This is a genomic window from Bradyrhizobium sp. 14AA (assembly GCF_054185205.1).
In genome coordinates this window covers 88,758-108,778 of record NZ_JAVAYM010000017.1, presented here as the reverse complement: position 1 = coordinate 108,778, position 20,021 = coordinate 88,758, and the positions used below count along the sequence as shown (strand labels likewise).

Below are 20,021 nucleotides of genomic sequence, written 5' to 3'. Positions count from 1 at the left end.
TCATCGCTCCCGCGCCAGGCGTGGATCGAGCAGATCGCGCAAGCCATCGCCGAGCAGATTGAGGCCGAGCACGGCGATCGCGATCGCAGCCCCCGGATAGACCGCAAGCATCGGCGACTGGAACAGCAGCGTCTGCGCATCGTTCAGCATCCGCCCCCAGGACGGCTGCGGCGGCTGCGTGCCGAGGCCGAGATAGGACAGCGCGGCTTCGGCGAGGATGGCGAGCGCGAACTGGATGGTGACCTGCACGATCAGGATCGACAGGATGTTCGGCAGCACGTGCTCGATGGTGATGCGGAAGGCGCCCTTGCCGGCCGCGCGCGCGGCCAGCACGAACTCGCGCGCCCAGATCGCATTGGCCGAGCCGCGGGTCAGCCGGGTCAGCGTCGGGATCTGGAAAATGCCGATCGCGATGATCGAGGTCACCATGCCGGGACCCGCGACCGCCGCGAGCATGATCGCGGACAGCACGGCCGGAAAGGCGAAGGTGAAGTCGGAGAAACGCATGATGATCTCTTCGGTCCAGCCGCGCCGGGCCGAGGCGATCAGGCCCAGCGTGACGCCGAAGGTGAGGCCGATGCTGACCGCGATGACACCGACCATGATGGTGGAGCGGGCGCCGGCGAGCAGCAGCGAGACGATGTCGCGGCCGAAGGAATCGGTGCCGAGCCAATGCGCCGCCGATGGCGGCCGGAGTTTCGAGGCGATGTCGATCTCGTAAGGCGACCACGGCGTCCACACCAGCGACAGCAGCGCCGAGGCAAGGACGAGCAGGCTCAGCCCGCCGCCCAGCACGAAACTGCGGTGGCGTAGCGCGCGGCCCCAGAAGGTTTTGGCCGGCAGACGGCGCGTGGCGACCGGTGCGTCAATGGAAGTGGTCAAGGGCGCGCTCACAGGTCGTGAACCTTGATGCGGGGATCGATGGAGGCATAGAGCACGTCGACCACGAAATTGACGATGACGACCATGGTCGCCAGCAGCATCACGCAGTTGCGCACCACGATCAGGTCGCGGTTGGCGATCGACTGGAAGATCAGCCGGCCGAGGCCCGGCAGATAGAACACGTTCTCGATCACGATGGTGCCGGCGAGCAGATTGGCGAATTGCAGCCCCATCACCGTCATCACGGGGATCATGGCGTTGCGCAGCACGTGGCTCCACAGCACCTCGCGCTTGCCGAGCCCTTTTGCACGCGCTGTGCGCACGAAGTCTTCGCGCAGCACCTCCAGCACCGCCGAGCGCGTGACGCGCGCGAGGATCGCGGCCTGCACCACCGCGAGCGAGACCGCCGGCAGCAGCAGCGACTTCACGGCGAGCCAGATGCCGTCCTCCCAGCCGGCAAAGCCGCCCGCCGAGAGCCATTGCAGGCGCACCGCGAACAGCAGCACCAGCAGGATCGCGAACCAGAAGTTCGGCAGCGCGATGCCAACCTGCGTCAGCGACATCACGCCGACGTCGCCGAGCTTGTTGTGGTTGGCGGCGGTGTAGATGCCGGCGGAGAGCGCCAGCGTCACCGTGATCGTCATGGCCATGATCGCGAGCGGAATGGTCAGCACCAGCCGCTCCGCGATCAGGCTGGCGACCGGCGTGCCGTAGACATAAGAGTTGCCGAGATCGCCGACGAGCAGGCCCTTGATCCATTGCAGGTAGCGAACCGCCAGCGGCTGGTCGAGCCCGAGCTTGACGGTGAGCGCGCGCACCGCGTCCGGGGAGGCATCGGCGCCCATCAGCATCTGCGCGGCGTTGCCGGGCAGCGCATCCAGCACCAGGAAAATGATCAGCGATGCGCCGACCAGCGTCGCCAGCAAGGTCAACAGACGTCGGAGGACAAATACGCTCATGCGCGCTCGGCTTCAGGGCTTGACCGCGGCACGATCAACATGTCCGGGGGCCGGAGGCAAGTCCTTTGCGCACAAGCCTTTTGCTGCGTGTGCATGTCGTCATTCCGGCCAGCGGGACAGGAGGCCCGCGGAGGCCTCGAACAACGCGCTGACGCGCAGCAATTCGGCATCGGCCCGGAAGCGGCCGACGAGCTGAAGGCCGATCGGCAGGCCGTCGCGGGCAAAGCCTGAGGGAAGGCTGACGGCGGGATGGCCGGTCATGTTGAACGGCATGGTCCAGGGGAACCAGTTTGGCCGGACGCTGTCGAAATGCGCCCCGTCGATCTCGATGCTGCCGAACAAGTCCTGCTTGATCGGCAGCGCGGTGCGCGTGAGGGTCGGCATCGCCAGGAAGTCCCCGCGCGCAAGCAGTGATTGCACGCGGCGAAACAACGCGGTGCGCGCGAACATCGCCTCCTGGTAGTCGACGCCGCTGACTTCGGTTGCGAGCGCGAGCTGCTTGAGAAAGGCCTCGCTCAGCTCGTCCTTGTGCTCGGCCGCAAGCTTTGCAAAGCGCGTGCGCCAGACGGTGTGGTTGATGGCGCGCCAGATCGGCTCGATGTCGAACCCCTCGCCGGAGAATTCCTCGAGCTCGGCGCCGAGCCCTGCCAGAAGGTCGAGGCTCGCCCTGAAATTGGCGGCGACCTCGGCGGACACCGGACGGCCCGGCGGGGTCAGGCAATACAAAATCCTCTGCCCGCGCAGATCGCCATGCGGAGCGGCGGTGCCGATGAAGTCGGGCACGGGCACGCCGATCGACCAGGGATCGATAGGATCCTCGCCGGCCATGGCCTGCATCATCAGCGCGGTGTCGGCAACGGTCCGCGTGGTCGGCGTGACATAGGTCTGGTTGCCGAACACGTCCAGCGCCTGGCTGTGTGGGATGACACCATTGCTCTGCTTCAGCCCGACCACGCCGTTGCAGGCGGCGGGAATCCGTGTCGAGCCGCCGCCGTCGGTCGCGATCGCCAGCGGCGCGATGCCGCTCGCCACCGCCACCGCCGCGCCGCCGCTGGAGCCGCCGGAGGATCGGCAGGCGTCCCAGGCATTGCGGGTGCGGCCGAACAGCGGCGAATCCGTCAGGCACTTGCTGCCGAATTCCGGCGTCGTGGTCTTGCCGATCAGGATCGCGCCTTCGGCGTGCAGCCGCGCGACCGCCACCGCATCCTCGGTCGGGACGTTGTCCTTGTAGGGAACGGCGCCGAAGGTGGTCTTGACGCCCTTGGTGTTGACGATGTCCTTGACGGTGACGGGGATGCCGTGGAGCAGGCCGAGCGCCTCGCCCGCCATCATCTTGCGCTCGGCGGCGCGGGCCTGCGCCATCGCTTCGTCGCCGCACAGCGTGATGAAGCAGTTCAATTCGCCCTGGAGCGCCTCGGCGCGCGCAATCACGGCGCTGACGATCTCGACCGGGGAGATTTTCCTTGCGGCCATGAGGCCGCGCAGCTCGGTTGCGGACAGGAGACAGGGATCGCCGTTCATCGTCACATCACGCTCCCAAGCCGGCCTTCGTTGGCCCAGCCATTGCATTGACAGCGAGAATGACAGTTTTGTTAACTCGCCGTCCAATACGTTTTTGGACGTCAACCCATACGGTTTCGGTATGCCAATGGATCTTCGCCGGCTCCGCTATTTCGTCGCCGTGGCCGAGGCGCGCAGCGTCGGCAAGGCCGCTGAACGGCTGCGCATGGCGCAGCCGCCGCTCTCGGTGCAAATCCGCAAGCTGGAGGCCGAAGTGGGCGCGCCGCTGTTCCGCCGCGGCACGCGCGGCATGGACCTGACCGAGGCCGGCCAGGCGCTGCTGGCGCGCGCCAGCGAGGCGCTGGCGCTGGCGGCCGACGGGATCGAGGCCGCGCGCGCGGTCGCGGCCGGCAAGCGCGGGCGGATCTCGGTCGGCTACATGTTCGTGCTGGCCAATGCGATCCTGCCGCGGCTCATCCCCGAGCTGCGCCGCTCGGTGCCCGGCGTCGACCTGGAGTTCGCCGAGCTCAGCGCCTCGACGCGCGAGGCCCGGGTGCTCGATCGCAGCGTCACGGTCGCGCTGTGCATGCCGGCCATCAACCATCCCGAGATCCAGGTGGCGCGGATCGGTGCGCAACGCTTCATGCTGGCGATGCCGACCAGTTCGCCGCTCGCCCGCCTGGGCTCCGTCCCGATGGCCCGGCTGCACGGCCGTCCGCTGATCGCGCTGCCGCATCCGGACCATGGTCCCGCATCGTCCGCCGTGGTCCCCCTGCTGCGCCGGCACCAGGTGGTGATGCCGATCGCGAGCCGGGTGGAGACGGTGCATTCGGCGATGAGCCTGGTTCTGGCCGGCGAAGGCCTTGCCATCCTGCCGGCCTGCGCGCAGCTCGGCGCGCCGCGCGGCATCGTGTTCAGGCCGCTGCGCGATGCCACCGACTCCCTCGACATCGCAGTGTGCTGGCGGAGGGATTCCCAGAGCCCGCTGATCGGAACCTTCATCAAATGCGCCGAGAAGGCCGTCGCGCGGATGTGAAGCGGCGCTACGGGTTCCAGCCGATCTCATGGATCCAGGGCGGATCGGCGCCCGGTCGCGTGCAGGTCATGCCGGCGCAGTTGGCGGCAAAGGACAGTGCGCGGCGGAGTTCGTCCGCGCCGATGTCCTTCAGCGTCGCGCGGGCGAGACGTCCCTGCTTGTGCAGGGCAAACAGCAGCGCCGCCTGAAAGCTGTCGCCGGCGCCGATGGTGTCGGCGACATCGACCTTGGGCGCGGCAACCTCGATCTGCCCTGCCCCGGCGTGCCAGGCAATGGCGCCATTGTTGCCGCGGGTGATGACGACGAGGCGCGTGCCCTGCCCCAGCAGCGCGCTCGCGCGTTGCGCATAGGGCTCGTCGCCGAAGAGATAGGCGAAGTCGACGTCCGACATCTTGATGAGGTCGGCGCTGCCGGCGAATTCCGCCATGCGCGCGAGATAGGCCGGCTTGTCCTTGACGAGGTTGGGGCGGCAGTTCGGATCGAAGGAGATCGTCGATGAGGCCCGCGCATCCGCGATCAGCGCCTTGGTCTCGGCGGCGCCCTGGTCATTGACCAGCGTGGTCGAGCCGACATGGACGGCCTCGACCGTATCGAACGAAATGGTGCCGCGCCGGTAGCTCCAATTCCGCGTCGCGGTCTCGGCATCGTAGAACGCGTAGTGCGACTCGCCCGCGACGATGCGGACGAAGGCGAGCGTGGTCTGGTGATCGCTGCGCGTGGCGAGATCGAGCCCGACGTGCGAGGCAGCGGCGTGATCTGCGATCATGCGGCCGAACAAATCAGTCGAGATGCCGCCGACGAAGCCGGTCGGCGCGCCCAGGCGCGCCATGCCGATCGCGACGTTGAGGCAGGAGCCACCGACGGCGGGCATCACCGCCTCGCGTCCCTCCGTATTTCGGGTCGGGACGAAATCGATCAGCGCATCGCCGCAGGCAATCAGCATGTCTTTCAACCTCTCGCGCTATCACGCATCGCCGCGCGGCTGCCGCGATCGACCTCGCGCAGCAGCTTGTACACGTCGCGCTTACGGGCGTGAAACGCGGCCATGTCCGGCGCGGTCGGCTCGCTCTTGCGTCCCAGCGCCGACATCCTTGCCATGGTCTCGCCGATCGAAGCATAGGCACCGCCGGCGACGGCTCCCAGCATCGCCGCGCCCAGCAGCACCGGTTCCTTCGTCTGCGGCAGCGCGACGGTGAGACCCGTCGTATCCGCCATGATCTGCCGCACCAACGGGCTGCGGCTGGCACCGCCACCCATGATCATGAGGCTGGAGCGGACGCCATGCGCGGCAAACACCTCGATCACCTCGGCAAGCCCATAGGCCAGCCCGCACAGGCCGGCAACGAACAGCCGCTCCATCGAGGCGATGTCGGTGTCGAGATCGAGGCCGGCGATCACGGCGCGCGTGTCGGGGTCGGCGTAGGGCGAGCGATTGCCGATGAACTCCGGTAGAACATGGATGTCGCGCGCGAGCAGCGCGGCGCGGCTGGCATCGCCGGCGCGCGCGATGATGCGGCGCTCCAGGAAGTCGATGAGGTCGAGGCCCTCGCCGCGTGCGGCCGCGCTCGCCTCGGCGAAGCCGGGATGCGATTTGAGGAGATGGTCGATCGCGGCGCCCGCAGCCGACTGCCCGCCCTCGTTGAGCCAGACGTCCGGCACCATGCCGGAATAATAAGGACCCCACACGCCCGGCACGAAGCACGGCTCCTTCGTCGTCGCCATGATGCAGGCCGAGGTTCCCATGATGTAGGCGAGACGATCGCTGACATCGCTCGCGCCGCCCGAGCCGTCACGTCCGCCGATCGCGCCGATGCCGCCGGCATGGGCATCGATCAGCGCCGCACCGACCGGCGTGCCCGGTGACAGGCCAAGCTCGGCCGCGGCTGCGCGGGTGAGACCGGCGCCGAGCCGCGTGCCGGGCGCGACGATCTCGGTGCCGATGCGCGCGTAATTCTCGGCGACGAAGTCGGAGAGACCAATGCGCTTGAAGAACTGCGCGCTCCAGCCGCCGCCGTCATGGGCGAGATAGTTCCACTTGCAGGTGACGGTGCAGGTCGAACGCTGGAACGCGCCGGTCGCGCGCCAGGTCAGATAGTCCGCCAGATCGAAGAAGTGACCGGCGGCGTCGAAGCTCGCGCGCAGATGCCGCTTCAGCCACAATAGCTTCGGCATCTCCATCTCGGGCGAGATCGAGCCGCCGACATAGCGCAGCACGGCATCCTCGGTCTCGTTGATGAGACGCGCCTCAGCGGTGGCGCGGTGGTCCATCCAGACGATGACGTTGCGCTGCGCCTCGCCGGAGGCGCTGACGGTGAGCGGCTCGCCTTGCCTGTCGAGGACCACGAGCGAACAGGTGGCGTCGAAGCCGATGCCGCCGATGCTGTCGGGCGCGATGGCTGCTTCCGCCATCGCCGCACGCACCGATTTGACGCAGGCCTCCCAGATATCCTGGGATGACTGCTCGACGATGTCGCCGGCCTCGTGCCAGATTCTGATCGGATGCCGCGCGGTCGCAAGCAGCGTGCCGGCCTCGTCAAACACTCCTGCCCGCGTGCTCGTGGTCCCCACGTCGACGCCGATATACGCTCGCGGCATTGTTGCTCCCGGTCGCTTTCCGTCAGTTTTGACGCAAGCCTACCAGCAAGTGTAGCCGCCATCCACCAGCACGATGCTGCCAGTCATCAGGCTCGCGGCCTCGGAAGACAGGAACAGCACGACGGAAGCAATCTCCTCGACCTGCCCCATCCGCGCCATCGGGGTTCCACCGATCCAGGCGTCATACATCTTGGCGTTGCTCTTCACGAAAGCGTTGAGCGGCGTCTCGATATAGGTCGGCGCCACCGCATTGACGCGAATGCCGCGCGCGCCCCATTCGGCGGCCAGCGACTTGGTCAGATGGTGCACGCCGGCCTTGGAGGCGTTGTAGAAGCACTGCTCCTGCGGCTTGTTGACGATGAAGCCGGACATCGAGCCGACATTGACGATGGCCCCGCTCCCGGCCTTCAGCATGTGCTTGCCGAATTCGCGGCAGCACCAGAAGGTGCCGTTGAGATTGACGTCGATGACGTTGAGCCAGTGCTCGTCGGTGACGGTCTCCGCCGGGGTCTCGCTGCGCGCGATGCCGGCATTGTTGACGAGGATGTCGACCTTGCCATGGCGGGCGACGAGGTCGTTCGCGACTTCGGCCACGCGTTTGGTGTCGGTGACGTCCATGATCGCGGTCTCGACGTCAAAACCCTTCGCCTTCAGGCTGGCCTTTGCGCTGTCGGCGACCTTGCTGTCGCGGTCGCCGATGATGACTTTGGCGCCCGCTTCGGCCAGCGCTTCCGCGCAACCAAGGCCAATGCCCTGCCCGCCGCCGGTGATGAACGCGGTCTTGCCGTTCAGCTTGAACTTTTCCAGGTACATGGTGGTATTCCCGTTTCTTGTTAGTTCCGAAGCGCGTTGCCGCGCTCATCGAAGCGATGGATGCGCGCGGGATCCGGCACCAGCGACACGCGGTCGCCGGCGTGAAGGCTCAGCTCGCCGATGTAACGCGCCGTCAGCATGCCGAGCGGACCGGCATCGACATAAAGAAAGGTGTCGCTGCCGAGATGCTCCGCCACCGCGATCGTTCCTTGCCAGCCGCCGGCGCCGTCGCGCTCGATTTTCAGATGCTCCGGACGTACGCCGATCGTTGCCGCACCCTTCTGCAAGGCGTGCTCGCCGGTGACGAAATTCATCTTGGGTGAGCCGATGAAGCCGGCGACGAAGAGGTTGGCGGGCTTCTCGTAGAGCTCCAGCGGCGAACCATATTGCTCGATCTTGCCGCCGTTGAGCACCACGATCTTGTCGGCCATGGTCATGGCCTCGACCTGGTCGTGGGTGACGTAGATCGCCGTGGTGCCGAGCTGCTTCTGGAGCCGCGTCACCTCGATGCGCATCTGCACGCGCAATGCTGCGTCGAGGTTGGAGAGCGGCTCGTCGAACAGGAACGCCTTTGGCTCGCGCACGATGGCGCGGCCGATCGCGACGCGCTGGCGCTGGCCGCCGGAGAGCTCGCGCGGCTTGCGGTCGAGATAGGGCGTGAGATTCAGCGTCGCGGCGGCCGCCTCGACCTTGCGGTTGATCTCGTCCCTGGCAAGGCCCGCCAGCTTCAGGCCGAATCCGATATTGCCGCGCACGCTCATATGCGGATAGAGCGCGTAGGACTGGAACACCATGGAGAGCCCGCGCTTGGCCGGCGGCGTGTCGACGACGTTCTTGCCGTCGATCAGAATCTTGCCGCCGGAGACGTCCTCGAGGCCAGCGATCAGCCGCAGCAGCGTGGTCTTGCCGCAGCCGGAGGGGCCGACGAACACGACAAAGGAGCCGTCGGCGATTTCGAGATCGGCGCCCTTGATGATGTGCACGGGACCGAAGGATTTCTGCACGCCCTGAAGTGTGATCTGACCCATGATCCGGCAGCCCTTTACTTCACCGCGCCGAAGGTGAGCCCGCGCACGAGCTGCTTCTGGCTGAACCAACCGAGGACGAGAATGGGCGCGATCGCCAGCGTCGAGGCCGCCGACAACTTGGCCCAGAACAGCCCTTCCGGGCTCGAATAGGACGCGATGAACGTGGTGAGCGGCGCGGCGTTCGAGGTCGACAGGTTGAGCGTCCAGAACGCCTCGTTCCACGCCAGGATCAGATTGAGCAGCATGGTCGATGCGAGCCCCGGGATCGCCATCGGCGTCAGCACGTAGACGAGCTCGCGGCCGATGGTGGCGCCATCCATGCGCGCGGCTTCCAGGATATCGCGCGGGATCTCCTTGAAATAGGTGAACAGCATCCAGATCACGATCGGCAAATTGCCGAGGCACAGGATGAAGACGAGGCCGATGCGGGAATCGAGCAGGCCGAAAGTCTTGAAGATCAGGTAGATCGGCACCAGCACGCCGACTGGCGGCATCATCTTGGTCGAGAGCATCCAGAGCAGGATGTCCTTGGTGCGCTTGGTCGGCGAGAACGCCATCGACCACGCCGCCGGGATCGCGATCAAGAGCGCAATCAGCGTCGAGCCGCCGGCGATGATGATCGAGTTCATCGCGTGGTGGAAATAGTCGCTGCGCTCCTGCACCGTGGCGTAGTTCTCCGTGGTCCAGTGGAAGAACAGGAAGGACGGAGGGATGGCGAAGGCCTCCAGCTCGGTCTTGAAGCTCGCCAGCACCATCCAGAGGATCGGGAAGAAGATCAGGAAGCCAAAGAACCACGCCCCGATCGTCGAGACCACCACCTGCCGTGTCGTCGCCATCCGTGCCATGTGTCACGCCTCCAGATTGCGGCCGACGATGCGGACGAGGAAGAAGGCCACGACATTGGCGATCACCACCGCGACGAGACCACCCGCGGAGGCACTGCCGACGTCGAACTGGATCAGCGCCTGCGAATAGATCAGGAAGGCGATGTTGGTGGTCGACAGTCCCGGGCCACCGCCCGTGGTGACATAAATTTCCGCGAAGACCGTGAGCAGGAAGATGGTCTCGATCAGGATCACCACCGTGATGGGCCGCGCGAGGTGCGGCAGGGTGATGTAGATGAAGGTCGAGACGGCACTGGCGCCGTCCATCTCGGCGGCCTCCTTCTGCTCCTCGTCGAGCGATTGCAGCGCGGTGAGCAGGATCAGCGTCGCGAAGGGCAGCCATTGCCACGTCACGATCAGGATGACGGCAAACAGCGGCACGTCGTTGAACCAGTCGATCGGCGTCAAATGGAATAGCGAGGCGAGCCAGGCGAACAGGCCGGACACCGGATGCATCAGCAGATTCTTCCAGACCAGTGCGCTCACCGTCGGCATCACGAAGAACGGCGCGATCACCATCAGCCGCACGAAATTGCGCCCGATCACCGGCTGGTCCATCAACAGCGCCAGGGGAATGCCGAGCAGGATGGTCAGCGCCAGCACCGAGCCGACCAGCACCAGCGTGTTCTGGAGCGAAGCAAGGAAGGCGGGATCGGTGAGGAAGTAGCGGAAGTTCTCGAGGCCAACGAACGTCTCGGAGCCGGGATCGAGCAGGCTGTAATGCAGCGTCGAGAAATAGATCGTCAGCGCGAGCGGGACGATCATCCAGATGAACAGCAGCCCGACCGCAGGCGTCAGGAGCGAGCGCGCAAGGAACTGCGTCTGTCGGGTGGCCATCCCTGACTTCTCCGCTTGACGGAAGAAGGCGGCCATCCATCCGGGGCTGACTGAGTGGATGGCCGCCAGTTTGAGCTCAGGAGGAAGAGCTCGGGTTCACTTGATGTAGCCGGCGCGCTTCATCTCGCGCTCGGTCGCCGATTGCGCCGCGGTGAGCGCGGCATCGACCGTCATCGATCCCGCGAGCGCGGCGGAGAATTGCTGGCCGACCTGGGTGCCGATGCCCTGGAATTCGGGAATCGCAGCATATTGCACGCCGACATAGGGCACCGGCTTCACCGTCGGCTTGTTCGGATCGGCCGCGTCGATCGAGGCCAGCGTCAGCTTCGCGAACGGCGCAACCTTGAGATATTCTTCGTTCTGGTAGAGCGAGGCGCGCGTGCCCGGCGGCACGTTGGCCCAGCCCTCCTTCGACGCCACGAGCTTGGTGTAGTCCTTGCTCGTCGCCCAGGCGATGAACTTCTCGGCCGCTTCCGTCTTCTTGGAGCCGGCGGGGATCGCGAGATTCCAGGCCCACAACCAGTTGGCGTTCTTGCCGAGCCCGGTGTTGGGCGCGAGTGCGAAGCCGACCTTGTCGGCCACCTTGGAGTCCTTCGGGTTGGTGACAAAGGACGCGGCGACGGTGGCGTCGATCCACATCGCGCATTTGCCGGCGTTGAACAGCGCCAGATTTTCATTGAAGCCGTTCGAGCTCGCGCCGGGAGGGCCCGCTTCCTTCATCAGATTGACGTAGGTCGTGAGCGTCGCCTTCCATTCCGGCGTGTTGAACTGCGGCTCCCACTTCTCGTCGAACCAGCGCGCCATAAGAATTGGCCATGGCCGAGAGGAACGCCATGTTCTCGCCCCAGCCGGCCTTGCCGCGCAGGCAGATGCCGTAGGTGCCGGCGCTCTTGTCGGTCAGCTTTTTGGCCGCGTCGATCACGAAGTCCCAGGTCGGCTTTTCCGGCATCTTCAGGCCGGCCTTCTCGAACAGGTCAGTGCGGTACATCACCATCGAGCTCTCGCCATAGAACGGCGCGGCGTAGAGTTTGCCGTCGGCGGAGACCGCATCCTTGATCTTTGGCAGGAGGTCGGCGACGTCGTAATCGGCACCGAGATTGGCGAGCGGCACCAGCCAGCCCTTCTTGGCCCAGATCGGCACCTCATAGGTGCCGATGGTGAGGACGTCGAACTGGCCGCCCTTGGTGGCGATGTCGGTGGTGACGCGCTGGCGCAGCACGTTCTCTTCCAGCGTCACCCATTTCACGGAAATGTCCGGGTTCTTCTTGGTGAATTCAGCCGTCAGCCCCTGCATGCGGATCATGTCGCCATTGTTGACGGTGGCGATCGTCAGGGTGGTTTCGGCCATCACGGGGACGGCCAGCAACAGGACGGACGCGCCGCAGACGGCGCCGAGGAATTGTTTCACGGTGACCTCCCTCAATTCGCGTTTTGAGCATATGCCCACGCGTTGGGCGTATGTTCAACGGAGGGGCGGTGCTTGTCAAGCAGGCGCGCGGGCGTTTGCGCAACTTATGAGTGCTGCGGTGCGGGAGTGATGGGGATGCTGCCTCGCCCACGGCTGTCATGCCCCGCGAAAGCGCGGCATCCAGTACTCCGTGTCGTCCATTGGTTTGCCCCAAGCGGGGCCGCGGCGTACTGGATCGTCCGCCCCAGTGCGCAATTGCGCACAAGGCGGACGATGACAGCGGAGCAAGTCGCGAGTTTGCGCTCTACCGCTCCAAAATCGCCGTTGCGGTCGTCTCGTCCGTGATCAGCCCGTTGATCAGGCCGCCGTTGAGCGCCGCAGCGATGGCCGGAACCTTGGCCGCGCCGACCGCGGCGGCGATCGTCGTGGTCTTCGCCGGCACCTCCGGCGGGATGCTGGTGAGGCGCTTGTTGGTGCCTGATTTGAGCAGGCGGCCCTTGGCATCATAGGCCCAGCCGGTGATCTCGCCGATGGCACCTAACCGCATCATCTCGAACAATTCGTCGCGGGTGACGAAGCCGTCGATGTGGACCTGGGCCTTCTGATCCATCTGGCCGATGCCGACGAGGCGCAAATCCGCCTTGGCCGCAACGGCCTTCACCTTGGCGATCGGCTCGATCCGCACCATCTTGTTGCGCTCGTCCTCCGACGACATCAGGAACGGCAGCGGCATCGGATAATGCCGCGCGCCGGTGCGGTCGGCGAGCCGACCGACGGTGTCGTAGAAGCTCGCCGAACCGTCGGCGGAGATGTTGCCGACCAGTGAGACGATCTGGTGGTTGGGCCGGTCGATCGGCGTGACGCGTTCCACGGCGGCGCGCACCGCCCGCCCCGTGCCGAGCGCAACGATGACCGGCGTCTCCGAACGCAGCGTGGAATCGAGCAGATTGGCGCAGCGTTCGGCAATGCCCGCGGTGGCCTGCGGCGCGGCGGGATCGGCCGGCACGACTTCGCAATGGACGAGATCGAACCGCTCCTTCAGGCGCCCGGCCAGCTCCATGCAGGCGGCAATGGGATGTTCGAGCCGGAACGTGATGAGACGCTCGGCGAGGCACAGCGAGACCAGCCGCTGCGCGGATGCGCGCGAGACCTGAAGCATCTTTGCGATCTCGTCCTGGGTGTGGCCGGCAATGAAATAGAGCCAGCCGGCGCGCGCGGCATCGTCGAGCCTTGATTTGTCGTTCTCGGCGGCCATGGCGGGCCTCACGCGTCCTTCCAGAAATCGGTCATGCGCGCGAAGACCCGGTCGGCCCCCGCGGCGGACAATATAGCCTGCCCGTCGCGTCCGCGATAATGGCTGCCGCCGACAAATCCCCAGGCCATCATGCCAGCAGCTTTCGCCGCTTGCACACCGCTGACGCTGTCCTCGATCACCAGCGTGCGCGCGGGCGAGACGCCCATCTTGTCGGCCGCGTACAGAAAGAGATCGGGAGCCGGCTTGCCTTGCCTGACCATCTGCGCGGTGTAGAGCCGGCCGTCGAAATGCGACGCGAGGCCGGTCACGTTGAGGGAGAGCGAGACGCGGTCGATGTCGCTGGACGAGGCGACGCAGAACGGAGCGCGTAGTTCGGATATCACGGCCGGGATGCCCGGGATCGGCTGCAGCGCCTTCGCGAACGTCGTCAGCACATGCGATTTCAGGCGCTGCAGAAAGTCGCCCGGCAAGACCTGTCCGAGATCGCGATAATGCTGCTCGACCGCCTTCGTGCTGCGCCCGAGAAAGAGCTCGAGCGCCTGCGCCTGGCTCAGCGCGATCCCGAATTCGGCCAGCACCTCGGACAGGCACTGGCAGCTCACCAGCTCACTGTCGACGAGCACGCCGTCGCAATCGAAGATGATCAGATCGGGTTTTGGCCGGATTTGGTCCATCGGTCCATTCGATCATATACCCATCCTGTGAGCAATAGTTCACGGACGCATGCAGCCTGACCGCCCGGGATGCAGGCTATTCCCCCGGCCATCCACGACCTTCCTTGGCGGCGCCGAAGAACGTGGATGCCCGGGACAAGCCCGGGCATGACGTTCATCGTGCGATGGCTCTCGTGTCGCTCCGTCAATGCGCCACCTGGCGGTAGATCGCCGGCAGCGCCGCGGGCAATCGCTTGATGTTGCCGACGATGGCGTAGCCGCCGCGCCCGAACAGGGTCGGGAAATAGGATTGCGCCGTCGCATCGACCGTCACGCCGAAAACCGCGAGGCCGAGCCGGCGCGCTTCCTGCACGGATTTGCGGGTATCTTCGAGCGCGAAGCGTCCCTCATAGTGATCGACGTCGTTCGGCTTGCCGTCGGTGAGGACGAGCAGCAGCTTCTTGCGCTGCGGCTGGCGGGCGAGCTCGGCCGCGGCGTGGCGCACCGCCGCGCCGATCCGCGTGTAATAGCCCGGCCGCAGCGCGCCGATGCGGCGCTCTACCGCTCCGCTCATCGGCTCGCCGAAGGCCTTGACGGTTTCGAGCCGCACCCAGGAGCGCCGGCGCGAGGTAAAGGTGAGAATGCTGTGGTGGTCGCCGCAGGCCGACAGGCCGTGGGCAAGCACCAGCAGCGCCTCCTTCTCGACGTCGAGCACGCGATAGCCATCGACCCAGGCGTCCGTCGAGAGCGAGACGTCGACCAGCAGCGTGACCGCGAGATCGTGCCCTTGCGGGCGCATCGCGACATGGATGCGATCGAGACCGCTGCTGCTGCCGGCGCGCAGATCGCACCGCGCGCGCACCAGCGCGTCGAGGTCGAGGTCGTCTCCATCGGCCTGGGCGCGCAACAATTCGTGACGCGGCCGCAGCACCTCGAAGCGGCGGCGCACCTGGCGGATGTGCCGACGCATGGCCTCGTCAGGCGTCCAGCTCTCACCCTGCTCGGAGGCCGCACCCGCGAGCACGCGGCAATGATCGGGCAGATAGGCGCCGCTGCGGTAATCCCATTCGGGATAGGTGAGGTCCGCATTCAACTGGGACGCATCGAGGGCTTCCGGCGGCAGGTCGAGATCGAACTTGAACCGGCTCGCCGGCTTGCCGCTGCGACGGCTCAGCGTGATCTCCTCGAGATCGTCGGCCGCCTTCTGCGCGTCCTCGTCGTCGCTGTCGTCGGCGGGACGGTCGACGTTGACCATCTCGGCCATCGCCAGGATCTTCTCGAAGCGGTTGAGCACGAAGGGGTCGCGGCGATTGGCATTGTCCTCGCGCTCACGCACGGCAAAACGCTTGCGATTGTCCTGGGCCGCCGGTTCCGCGCCATCAGCGCACGCGTCTTCGCCCGCATGCGCGGGCGAGAGCTCGCGCGTCCAGCATTCGCCCCAGAGCGGACATGGCAGGACCGGATGATAGCCCGGCGGCGCCTTGTCCGGCAGCGGGCCCGTTCCCATCATCGCCGGCCATAGCGTGCCCGCGGGCGCCTTGCCGGCGCCGAGCAGCGCGAGAGCGATCTGCTCGACCTCCTGCTCGACACGCGGCAAGGGACGTTGCGGCCGGGCCTCCGCAGTCGCCGCGGCAAGCTGCGCATAGTCAGCGACGAGGCCGGGAAATTGTGTGAGCACAAAGACCGCCGTCTCCGCGGCGCGGCGCAGCACGAGCAGGTCGCGCCTGAGTGGATCGGATTCGGTGATCGTCTCGATCGGCGCAACCGCGAACCATGCCGCGAGCCAGCGATAGAGCGATGCGTTCAGCGCACGATCGGGAAAAAGCGCGATGCGATCGGGCAGGAAGATGGTTGCGGCGTCGCGGCCCGGCTGCTCGAGACGTTCATCGCCGAGACCGATGCGTTGCCGCCAGCCGAGACGGTGTCCCGATTTTCGCGCACCTGCGCTCGCGATCTGCACGCCGGTCTCGCCGCCAAGCGCGCGGAACATGACCGCGAGCCGGCCTCTCACCTCGGTAAGCGAAACCGCGTGATCGTCGTGAACCGGATAGCTCGTGGTGCCGCCGACCATGCGGTGCCAGGCCCGGCCGACCGTCTCCTCCAGTTCCAGGAAGTCGAGCATGGCAGCGGCCTCACCCGATCACGGCGCGCGCGACATCCAGCAGCGCCGCCTTGACGTCGGCATCGTCGGTCAGCGGCTCGATCATGCCGGCAAGCACGGCGTCGGCGGTCGGCGTGCCGGCGGCAATCAGGGTCGCGCAATAGACCACGAGCCGGGTCGAGACGCCCTCCTCCAGATCGTGGCCCTTGAGCGCGCGCAACCGGCCGGCCAGCCCGACCAGCGGCCGCGCGCGCTCCGGCGACAGTCCGCTTTCGGCGGACACGACGGCAATCTCCTGCTCGGGTGGCAGGAAGCCGAATTCGATGGCAACGAAGCGCTGACGCGTCGAGGGCTTGAGCGCCTTGAGCAGCGTCTGGTAACCGGGATTGTAGGAGACCACGAGCATGAAGCTCTTGGGCGCGGCGAGCTCCTCGCCGGTGCGCTCCAGCGGCAGGATGCGGCGGTCGTCGGTCAGCGGATGCAGCACAACGGTGACGTCCTTGCGCGCTTCCACGACTTCGTCGAGATAGCAGATGCCGCCTTCGCGCACCGCGCGGGTCAGCGGACCGTCAGTCCATACGGTGTCGCCGCCCCGCAAAAGATAGCGGCCGGTGAGATCGGCGGCGGTGAGATCGTCATGGCAGGCGACCGTGTGCAGCGGCAGGCCCAGCCGGGCCGCCATATGCGCGACGAAGCGCGTCTTGCCGCAGCCGGTCGGGCCCTTCAGCAGCACCGGAAGCTGATTGCGCCAGGCGTGCTCGAACAGCGCGCATTCGTTGCCGCTCGCGACATAGGCCGGCAGCGCGGGCGCCGAGGTCACGGTGTGAAGGGCAGGTTTCATGATGTCTCTCCGGACTTTCCAGGGAAGCAGGCGGCCGCGGCGAACCGCGGCCGCCATTTGCGTTTACTCGGCCGGCTGCAGCGCGGCGGGAATGGCCGCCTGCTTCTCGCGGCCCGGCACCAGCACGGCCCAGACGAACATCAGTGCGGAGATCGCGACGAATACGCCGGAGCCGAGCCGGACCCAGTAGAACATCGCGAGCTGATCCTGCACGTCCATGTAGCTCTGGCCGAGCACGCGCTGGAGATGGACCTGGACCACGCCGGCGAAGGTCAGCGCGAAGGTCATCGTCATCATCGCCGTGCACATGACCCAGAAGCTCGTCATGCTGAGCCACTGGTTGTAGGGCGCGCGTCCCTTGAGCTGGGGGATCGCATAGGCCATCACCGACAGATTCAGCATCACATAGGCGCCGAAGAAGGCGAGATGGCCGTGTGCGGCGGTGACCTGGGTGCCATGGGTGTAGTAGTTCACCGAGGACAGCGTGTGCAGGAAGCCCCAGACGCCGGCGCCGAGGAACGCCATCACCGAGCACCCGACCGACCACAACAGCGCAGCGCGGTTCGGATGCTTGCGGCCGGCCTTCCAGGTCATCTGCACCGTGAAGATCACCATGGTGAAGAACGGCGCCACCTCGAGCGTGGAGAACAGCGAGCCGATCCACTGCCAGTAGCCGGGCGCGCCGATCCAGTAGAAATGGTGGCCGGTGCCGAGGATGCCGGAGAACAGGGCGAGGCCGATGATGACGTAGAGCCACTTCTCAACGACCTCGCGGTCGATGCCGTTGAGCTTGATCATGAGATAAGCGAGAATGGAGGCCATGATCAGCTCCCAGACGCCCTCGACCCAGAGATGGACGACGTACCACCAGTACATCTTGTCGACGGCGAGGTTCGCCGGATTGTAGAAGGCGAACAGGAAGAAGATCGCAACGCCCCACAGGCCGAACAACAGGATGTTGGTGACCGTGGTCTTGCGGCCCTTGAGCGCCGTCATGGTGACGTTGAAAAGGAACATCAGGCAGACCACGACGATGCCGACCTTGATGATGAAGGGCTGCTCGAGGAACTCGCGGCCCTCGTGGTAGTGGAAGAGATAGCCGACCACGGCGACGCCGGCAGCTCCGAAAAACATCCAGAACTGGATCTTTGCGAGCAACGGGCTGTACAGCTCGGTCTCGGTTTCCTCAGGCAGCAGGAAGTAGGTCGCGCCCATGAAGCCGATCAGCGACCACACGATCAGCGCGTTGGTGTGGATCATCCTGACGATGTTGAACGGCAGCAGCACCGACAACGTGTTGGGCAGGACGTAGATGGTCCCGGCGAGCAGGCCGAACACGACCTGGGCCAGGAACAGGGTCAGCGCGCCGTAGAAATACAGCATCGCGACTTTCTGGGTTTGGTATTTCATCTCGGGTTCTCTCTGTCTTGAAAGAGGCAAGGTCTTGAAGGAGGCATGCGCGTCAGCCCGCCTTGTTCGGCGGCCAGCTCTGGCGCTTGATCTTGCTGGCCCATTGCAGGAAGTCGGCGAGATCGTTGAGCTCCTGGTCGGTGAGGTTGAACTGCGGCATCTGCCGCCGTCCCTCTGCGCCCGATGGCTGCGACTGCATCCAGGCCCTCAGCGTCTCGCGCGCGGCGGCCGGATCCTCGTTGCCGCCCCAGCGATCCCAGACATTGCCGACCTCAGGGGCGAAATAGGCGCCCTCGCCGAGCAGCGTGTGGCAGTTGATGCAGGAGTTCTTCTCCCAGACGTGCTTGCCGCGGGCGACCGACGACGTCAGCGTCGTCGCGTCCGTCGAGGTCGTCGCCATGTAGTAGTGGCTGTGCGCCGTCAGCCCTATGAAAATGGCGAAGAAGAAGGCCGAGCCGCCGTAGAAGACGTTTCGAGCGGCCGACTTGGTCAGGCGTTCAGCCATTGCCAATCCTTTCCGTTTAATTCCTCAGAAAATGCGATGCGGTGATTTATTGCCGCTTTGCCCGGCCGGTTCTTTGTCAGGGCGCAATGAGCGCGTCAGATCAGGGCGACGGCGGCGGAGGCGAGCCAGGCGAACAGCAGCACGATGACGACCCAGGCGCTGACGAGGCCGCGCCAGAGCGCGGGCACGGCGCGGAGATCCATGAAGTCGAGCGCGATGCGGCGGCCCTTGATGGCGGCGAGCGCCAGCAGCACGGCGTTGCCGAGCAGCGGCCGCGGCATCAGGGGCGGCAGCAGGATGGTCGCGAGCGCGAGACCGATCAGCACGATCCAGGTGATGTCGAGGCGATCGGGCATCATTTCACCAGATAGAGAATCGGGAACATGACGATCCAGACCAGATCGACCATGTGCCAGAAGGCGGCTCCCGTCTCGACGCCTGATATCTCGGCGCGGCGGCAGACCACAGCCAGGATGATGATGCCAAGGCCGACATGCAGCAGATGGAAGCCGGTCAGGAGGAAGTAGAGCGTGAAGAACGGGCTGGTCTCCAGGCCGACGCCGCGTCCAATCTCTTCGGCATATTCCGTGAGCTTGATCGCGATGAAGAAGCCGCCGAGCGCCATGGCGATGAGAAGCCAGCGGCGCGACACCCGCTTCTCACCGGCTCGCGCGGCCCTGGTCGCCCGGGCCGCCGCCCAGCCGCTGGTCACCAGCACGACGGTATTGAGGCCGGCGAGCTGCGGATCGAGCGCCGCCTGCCCGGCCGCGAACACCGCCGGATGGATCGCACGCGCGACAGTGAAGGCCCCGAGAAACAGGCCGAAGGCGACGAGCTCGCTGAAGATCAGCACCCAGATCATGGGATCGCCGGGGAGATCTTCCAAAATTCCCCAGCCGGTTCCCTGTTGTTCGCAATCGGCCGTGGACATCGTCTTTCCGGATCAGGACACCGGCCAGCCTTAGCTCACCCGTCCAGTTCGGAATTTGTCGCAGGACAAACTGGGCGGCAGTGGAGCGCGGTAAGAACCGCTTCAGCGTTCCACGGGGTGCTATAGGATGAGCGATGCACAACTCGGACTGATGACCGCGACACCGATCATCATCGTCTTCGCGATCGCCCTGAGAAAGATGGGCGTGCTGTCAACCGTGGCAACGGTATCGGCGGTGAGCCTGTCCGTCGCCATCGCGACGGTGCTGTTCACAACGCAGTAACAGGTGCCGTAGGTGGGCAAAGCGGCCGCCGCAGGCGGACGTGTGCCCACGATCGGTCGTGATCATGGAAAGATGGTGGGCACGGCGCGTTGCGCCTTTG

General features: G+C 65.9%; 19 protein-coding genes and 1 pseudogene. 2 read left to right on the top strand and 18 right to left on the bottom strand.

Features of this window, described 5'->3' with window-relative positions; genetic code table 11:
• The 3 genes from RAD15_RS27445 to RAD15_RS27435 form a co-directional block, all read right to left on the bottom strand.
• On the bottom strand, positions 1-894 hold the full coding sequence (locus RAD15_RS27445; protein WP_458181336.1) for an ABC transporter permease: 894 nt from the start codon (positions 892-894) through the stop codon (positions 1-3).
• Complete coding sequence (locus tag RAD15_RS27440) at positions 891-1,841, bottom strand: ABC transporter permease (protein WP_458181335.1); 951 nt, start codon at positions 1,839-1,841, stop codon at positions 891-893. The genes RAD15_RS27445 and RAD15_RS27440 overlap by 4 nt, the downstream gene beginning before the upstream one ends.
• A gap of 99 nt (positions 1,842-1,940) precedes the next feature.
• Positions 1,941-3,362: an amidase gene (locus RAD15_RS27435; RefSeq protein ID WP_458181402.1), complete on the bottom strand. Its 1,422-nt coding sequence runs from the start codon at positions 3,360-3,362 to the stop codon at positions 1,941-1,943.
• Positions 3,363-3,489: 127 nt separating this feature from the next.
• Between RAD15_RS27435 and RAD15_RS27430 the strand changes: the two genes are divergently transcribed.
• A complete protein-coding gene (locus RAD15_RS27430; RefSeq protein WP_458181334.1) occupies positions 3,490-4,377 on the top strand; it encodes a LysR family transcriptional regulator in 888 nt (295 codons plus the stop codon).
• A 7-nt stretch (positions 4,378-4,384) separates the two neighbouring features.
• On the opposite strand, the gene RAD15_RS27425 is transcribed toward RAD15_RS27430, so the two are convergent.
• The 15 genes and pseudogenes from RAD15_RS27425 to RAD15_RS27355 all read right to left on the bottom strand — a co-directional run bounded on the left by RAD15_RS27425 (position 4,385) and on the right by RAD15_RS27355 (position 19,638).
• Entirely contained in the window at positions 4,385-5,320 is a 936-nt protein-coding gene (locus RAD15_RS27425; protein ID WP_458181333.1) for a carbohydrate kinase family protein, read from the bottom strand.
• Positions 5,321-5,325: 5 nt separating this feature from the next.
• Positions 5,326-6,972 (bottom strand): FGGY-family carbohydrate kinase, encoded by a 1,647-nt coding sequence (locus tag RAD15_RS27420; protein ID WP_458181332.1) that lies wholly within the window; start codon positions 6,970-6,972, stop codon positions 5,326-5,328.
• Between the two features lie 39 nt (positions 6,973-7,011).
• The gene (locus tag RAD15_RS27415; RefSeq protein WP_458181331.1) at positions 7,012-7,785 is read right to left on the bottom strand and encodes an SDR family NAD(P)-dependent oxidoreductase; all 774 of its coding nucleotides are present in this window, start codon (positions 7,783-7,785) and stop codon (positions 7,012-7,014) included.
• 20 nt (positions 7,786-7,805) lie between these two features.
• Positions 7,806-8,813 (bottom strand): ABC transporter ATP-binding protein, encoded by a 1,008-nt coding sequence (locus RAD15_RS27410; protein WP_458181330.1) that lies wholly within the window; start codon positions 8,811-8,813, stop codon positions 7,806-7,808.
• Between the two features lie 14 nt (positions 8,814-8,827).
• The gene (locus RAD15_RS27405; RefSeq protein ID WP_458181329.1) at positions 8,828-9,658 is read right to left on the bottom strand and encodes a carbohydrate ABC transporter permease; all 831 of its coding nucleotides are present in this window, start codon (positions 9,656-9,658) and stop codon (positions 8,828-8,830) included.
• Positions 9,659-9,661: 3 nt separating this feature from the next.
• The gene (locus RAD15_RS27400) at positions 9,662-10,534 is read right to left on the bottom strand and encodes a carbohydrate ABC transporter permease (RefSeq protein ID WP_458181328.1); all 873 of its coding nucleotides are present in this window, start codon (positions 10,532-10,534) and stop codon (positions 9,662-9,664) included.
• 96 nt (positions 10,535-10,630) lie between these two features.
• Positions 10,631-11,942, bottom strand: a pseudogene (locus RAD15_RS27395) (ABC transporter substrate-binding protein).
• Between the two features lie 304 nt (positions 11,943-12,246).
• Positions 12,247-13,197, bottom strand: a complete 951-nt coding sequence (locus RAD15_RS27390; protein WP_458181327.1) for a sugar-binding transcriptional regulator — start codon at positions 13,195-13,197, stop codon at positions 12,247-12,249.
• An 8-nt stretch (positions 13,198-13,205) separates the two neighbouring features.
• Positions 13,206-13,871 (bottom strand): HAD family hydrolase, encoded by a 666-nt coding sequence (locus tag RAD15_RS27385; protein ID WP_458181326.1) that lies wholly within the window; start codon positions 13,869-13,871, stop codon positions 13,206-13,208.
• A gap of 184 nt (positions 13,872-14,055) precedes the next feature.
• Positions 14,056-15,972: a VWA domain-containing protein gene (locus RAD15_RS27380; RefSeq protein WP_458181325.1), complete on the bottom strand. Its 1,917-nt coding sequence runs from the start codon at positions 15,970-15,972 to the stop codon at positions 14,056-14,058.
• Positions 15,973-15,982: 10 nt separating this feature from the next.
• Complete coding sequence (locus RAD15_RS27375; RefSeq protein ID WP_458181324.1) at positions 15,983-16,792, bottom strand: AAA family ATPase; 810 nt, start codon at positions 16,790-16,792, stop codon at positions 15,983-15,985.
• Between the two features lie 63 nt (positions 16,793-16,855).
• Positions 16,856-18,202, bottom strand: a complete 1,347-nt coding sequence (locus RAD15_RS27370; RefSeq protein WP_458181323.1) for a cbb3-type cytochrome c oxidase subunit I — start codon at positions 18,200-18,202, stop codon at positions 16,856-16,858.
• A 52-nt stretch (positions 18,203-18,254) separates the two neighbouring features.
• Entirely contained in the window at positions 18,255-18,707 is a 453-nt protein-coding gene (locus RAD15_RS27365; RefSeq protein ID WP_458181322.1) for a c-type cytochrome, read from the bottom strand.
• Between the two features lie 95 nt (positions 18,708-18,802).
• Positions 18,803-19,063, bottom strand: coding sequence for a cytochrome C oxidase subunit IV family protein (locus tag RAD15_RS27360; RefSeq protein ID WP_458181321.1), 261 nt, complete (start codon positions 19,061-19,063; stop codon positions 18,803-18,805).
• Positions 19,063-19,638, bottom strand: a complete 576-nt coding sequence (locus RAD15_RS27355; protein ID WP_458181320.1) for a cytochrome c oxidase subunit 3 family protein — start codon at positions 19,636-19,638, stop codon at positions 19,063-19,065. Before RAD15_RS27355 ends, RAD15_RS27360 begins: the two co-directional genes overlap by 1 nt.
• Positions 19,639-19,765: 127 nt before the next feature.
• Between RAD15_RS27355 and RAD15_RS27350 the strand changes: the two genes are divergently transcribed.
• Complete coding sequence (locus tag RAD15_RS27350) at positions 19,766-19,921, top strand: hypothetical protein (RefSeq protein WP_458181318.1); 156 nt, start codon at positions 19,766-19,768, stop codon at positions 19,919-19,921.
• The last annotated feature ends 100 nt before the right edge of the window (positions 19,922-20,021 follow it).

What these genes read in the sequence shown, in the direction of transcription:
- RAD15_RS27355 (WP_458181320.1), bottom strand. Translation starts at nt 19,638, where the DNA reads ATGTCCACGGCCGATTGCGAACAACAGGGAACCGGCTGGGGAATTTTG.
- RAD15_RS27380 (WP_458181325.1), bottom strand. Translation starts at nt 15,972, where the DNA reads ATGCTCGACTTCCTGGAACTGGAGGAGACGGTCGGCCGGGCCTGGCAC.
- RAD15_RS27400 (WP_458181328.1), bottom strand. Translation starts at nt 10,534, where the DNA reads ATGGCCACCCGACAGACGCAGTTCCTTGCGCGCTCGCTCCTGACGCCT.
- RAD15_RS27405 (WP_458181329.1), bottom strand. Translation starts at nt 9,658, where the DNA reads ATGGCACGGATGGCGACGACACGGCAGGTGGTGGTCTCGACGATCGGG.
- RAD15_RS27430 (WP_458181334.1), top strand. Translation starts at nt 3,490, where the DNA reads ATGGATCTTCGCCGGCTCCGCTATTTCGTCGCCGTGGCCGAGGCGCGC.
- RAD15_RS27375 (WP_458181324.1), bottom strand. Translation starts at nt 16,792, where the DNA reads ATGAAACCTGCCCTTCACACCGTGACCTCGGCGCCCGCGCTGCCGGCC.
- RAD15_RS27440 (WP_458181335.1), bottom strand. Translation starts at nt 1,841, where the DNA reads ATGAGCGTATTTGTCCTCCGACGTCTGTTGACCTTGCTGGCGACGCTG.
- RAD15_RS27415 (WP_458181331.1), bottom strand. Translation starts at nt 7,785, where the DNA reads ATGTACCTGGAAAAGTTCAAGCTGAACGGCAAGACCGCGTTCATCACC.
- RAD15_RS27420 (WP_458181332.1), bottom strand. Translation starts at nt 6,972, where the DNA reads ATGCCGCGAGCGTATATCGGCGTCGACGTGGGGACCACGAGCACGCGG.
- RAD15_RS27435 (WP_458181402.1), bottom strand. Translation starts at nt 3,362, where the DNA reads ATGAACGGCGATCCCTGTCTCCTGTCCGCAACCGAGCTGCGCGGCCTC.
- RAD15_RS27370 (WP_458181323.1), bottom strand. Translation starts at nt 18,202, where the DNA reads ATGAAATACCAAACCCAGAAAGTCGCGATGCTGTATTTCTACGGCGCG.
- RAD15_RS27385 (WP_458181326.1), bottom strand. Translation starts at nt 13,871, where the DNA reads ATGGACCAAATCCGGCCAAAACCCGATCTGATCATCTTCGATTGCGAC.
- RAD15_RS27360 (WP_458181321.1), bottom strand. Translation starts at nt 19,063, where the DNA reads ATGCCCGATCGCCTCGACATCACCTGGATCGTGCTGATCGGTCTCGCG.
- RAD15_RS27410 (WP_458181330.1), bottom strand. Translation starts at nt 8,813, where the DNA reads ATGGGTCAGATCACACTTCAGGGCGTGCAGAAATCCTTCGGTCCCGTG.
- RAD15_RS27390 (WP_458181327.1), bottom strand. Translation starts at nt 13,197, where the DNA reads ATGGCCGCCGAGAACGACAAATCAAGGCTCGACGATGCCGCGCGCGCC.
- RAD15_RS27350 (WP_458181318.1), top strand. Translation starts at nt 19,766, where the DNA reads ATGAGCGATGCACAACTCGGACTGATGACCGCGACACCGATCATCATC.
- RAD15_RS27365 (WP_458181322.1), bottom strand. Translation starts at nt 18,707, where the DNA reads ATGGCTGAACGCCTGACCAAGTCGGCCGCTCGAAACGTCTTCTACGGC.
- RAD15_RS27425 (WP_458181333.1), bottom strand. Translation starts at nt 5,320, where the DNA reads ATGCTGATTGCCTGCGGCGATGCGCTGATCGATTTCGTCCCGACCCGA.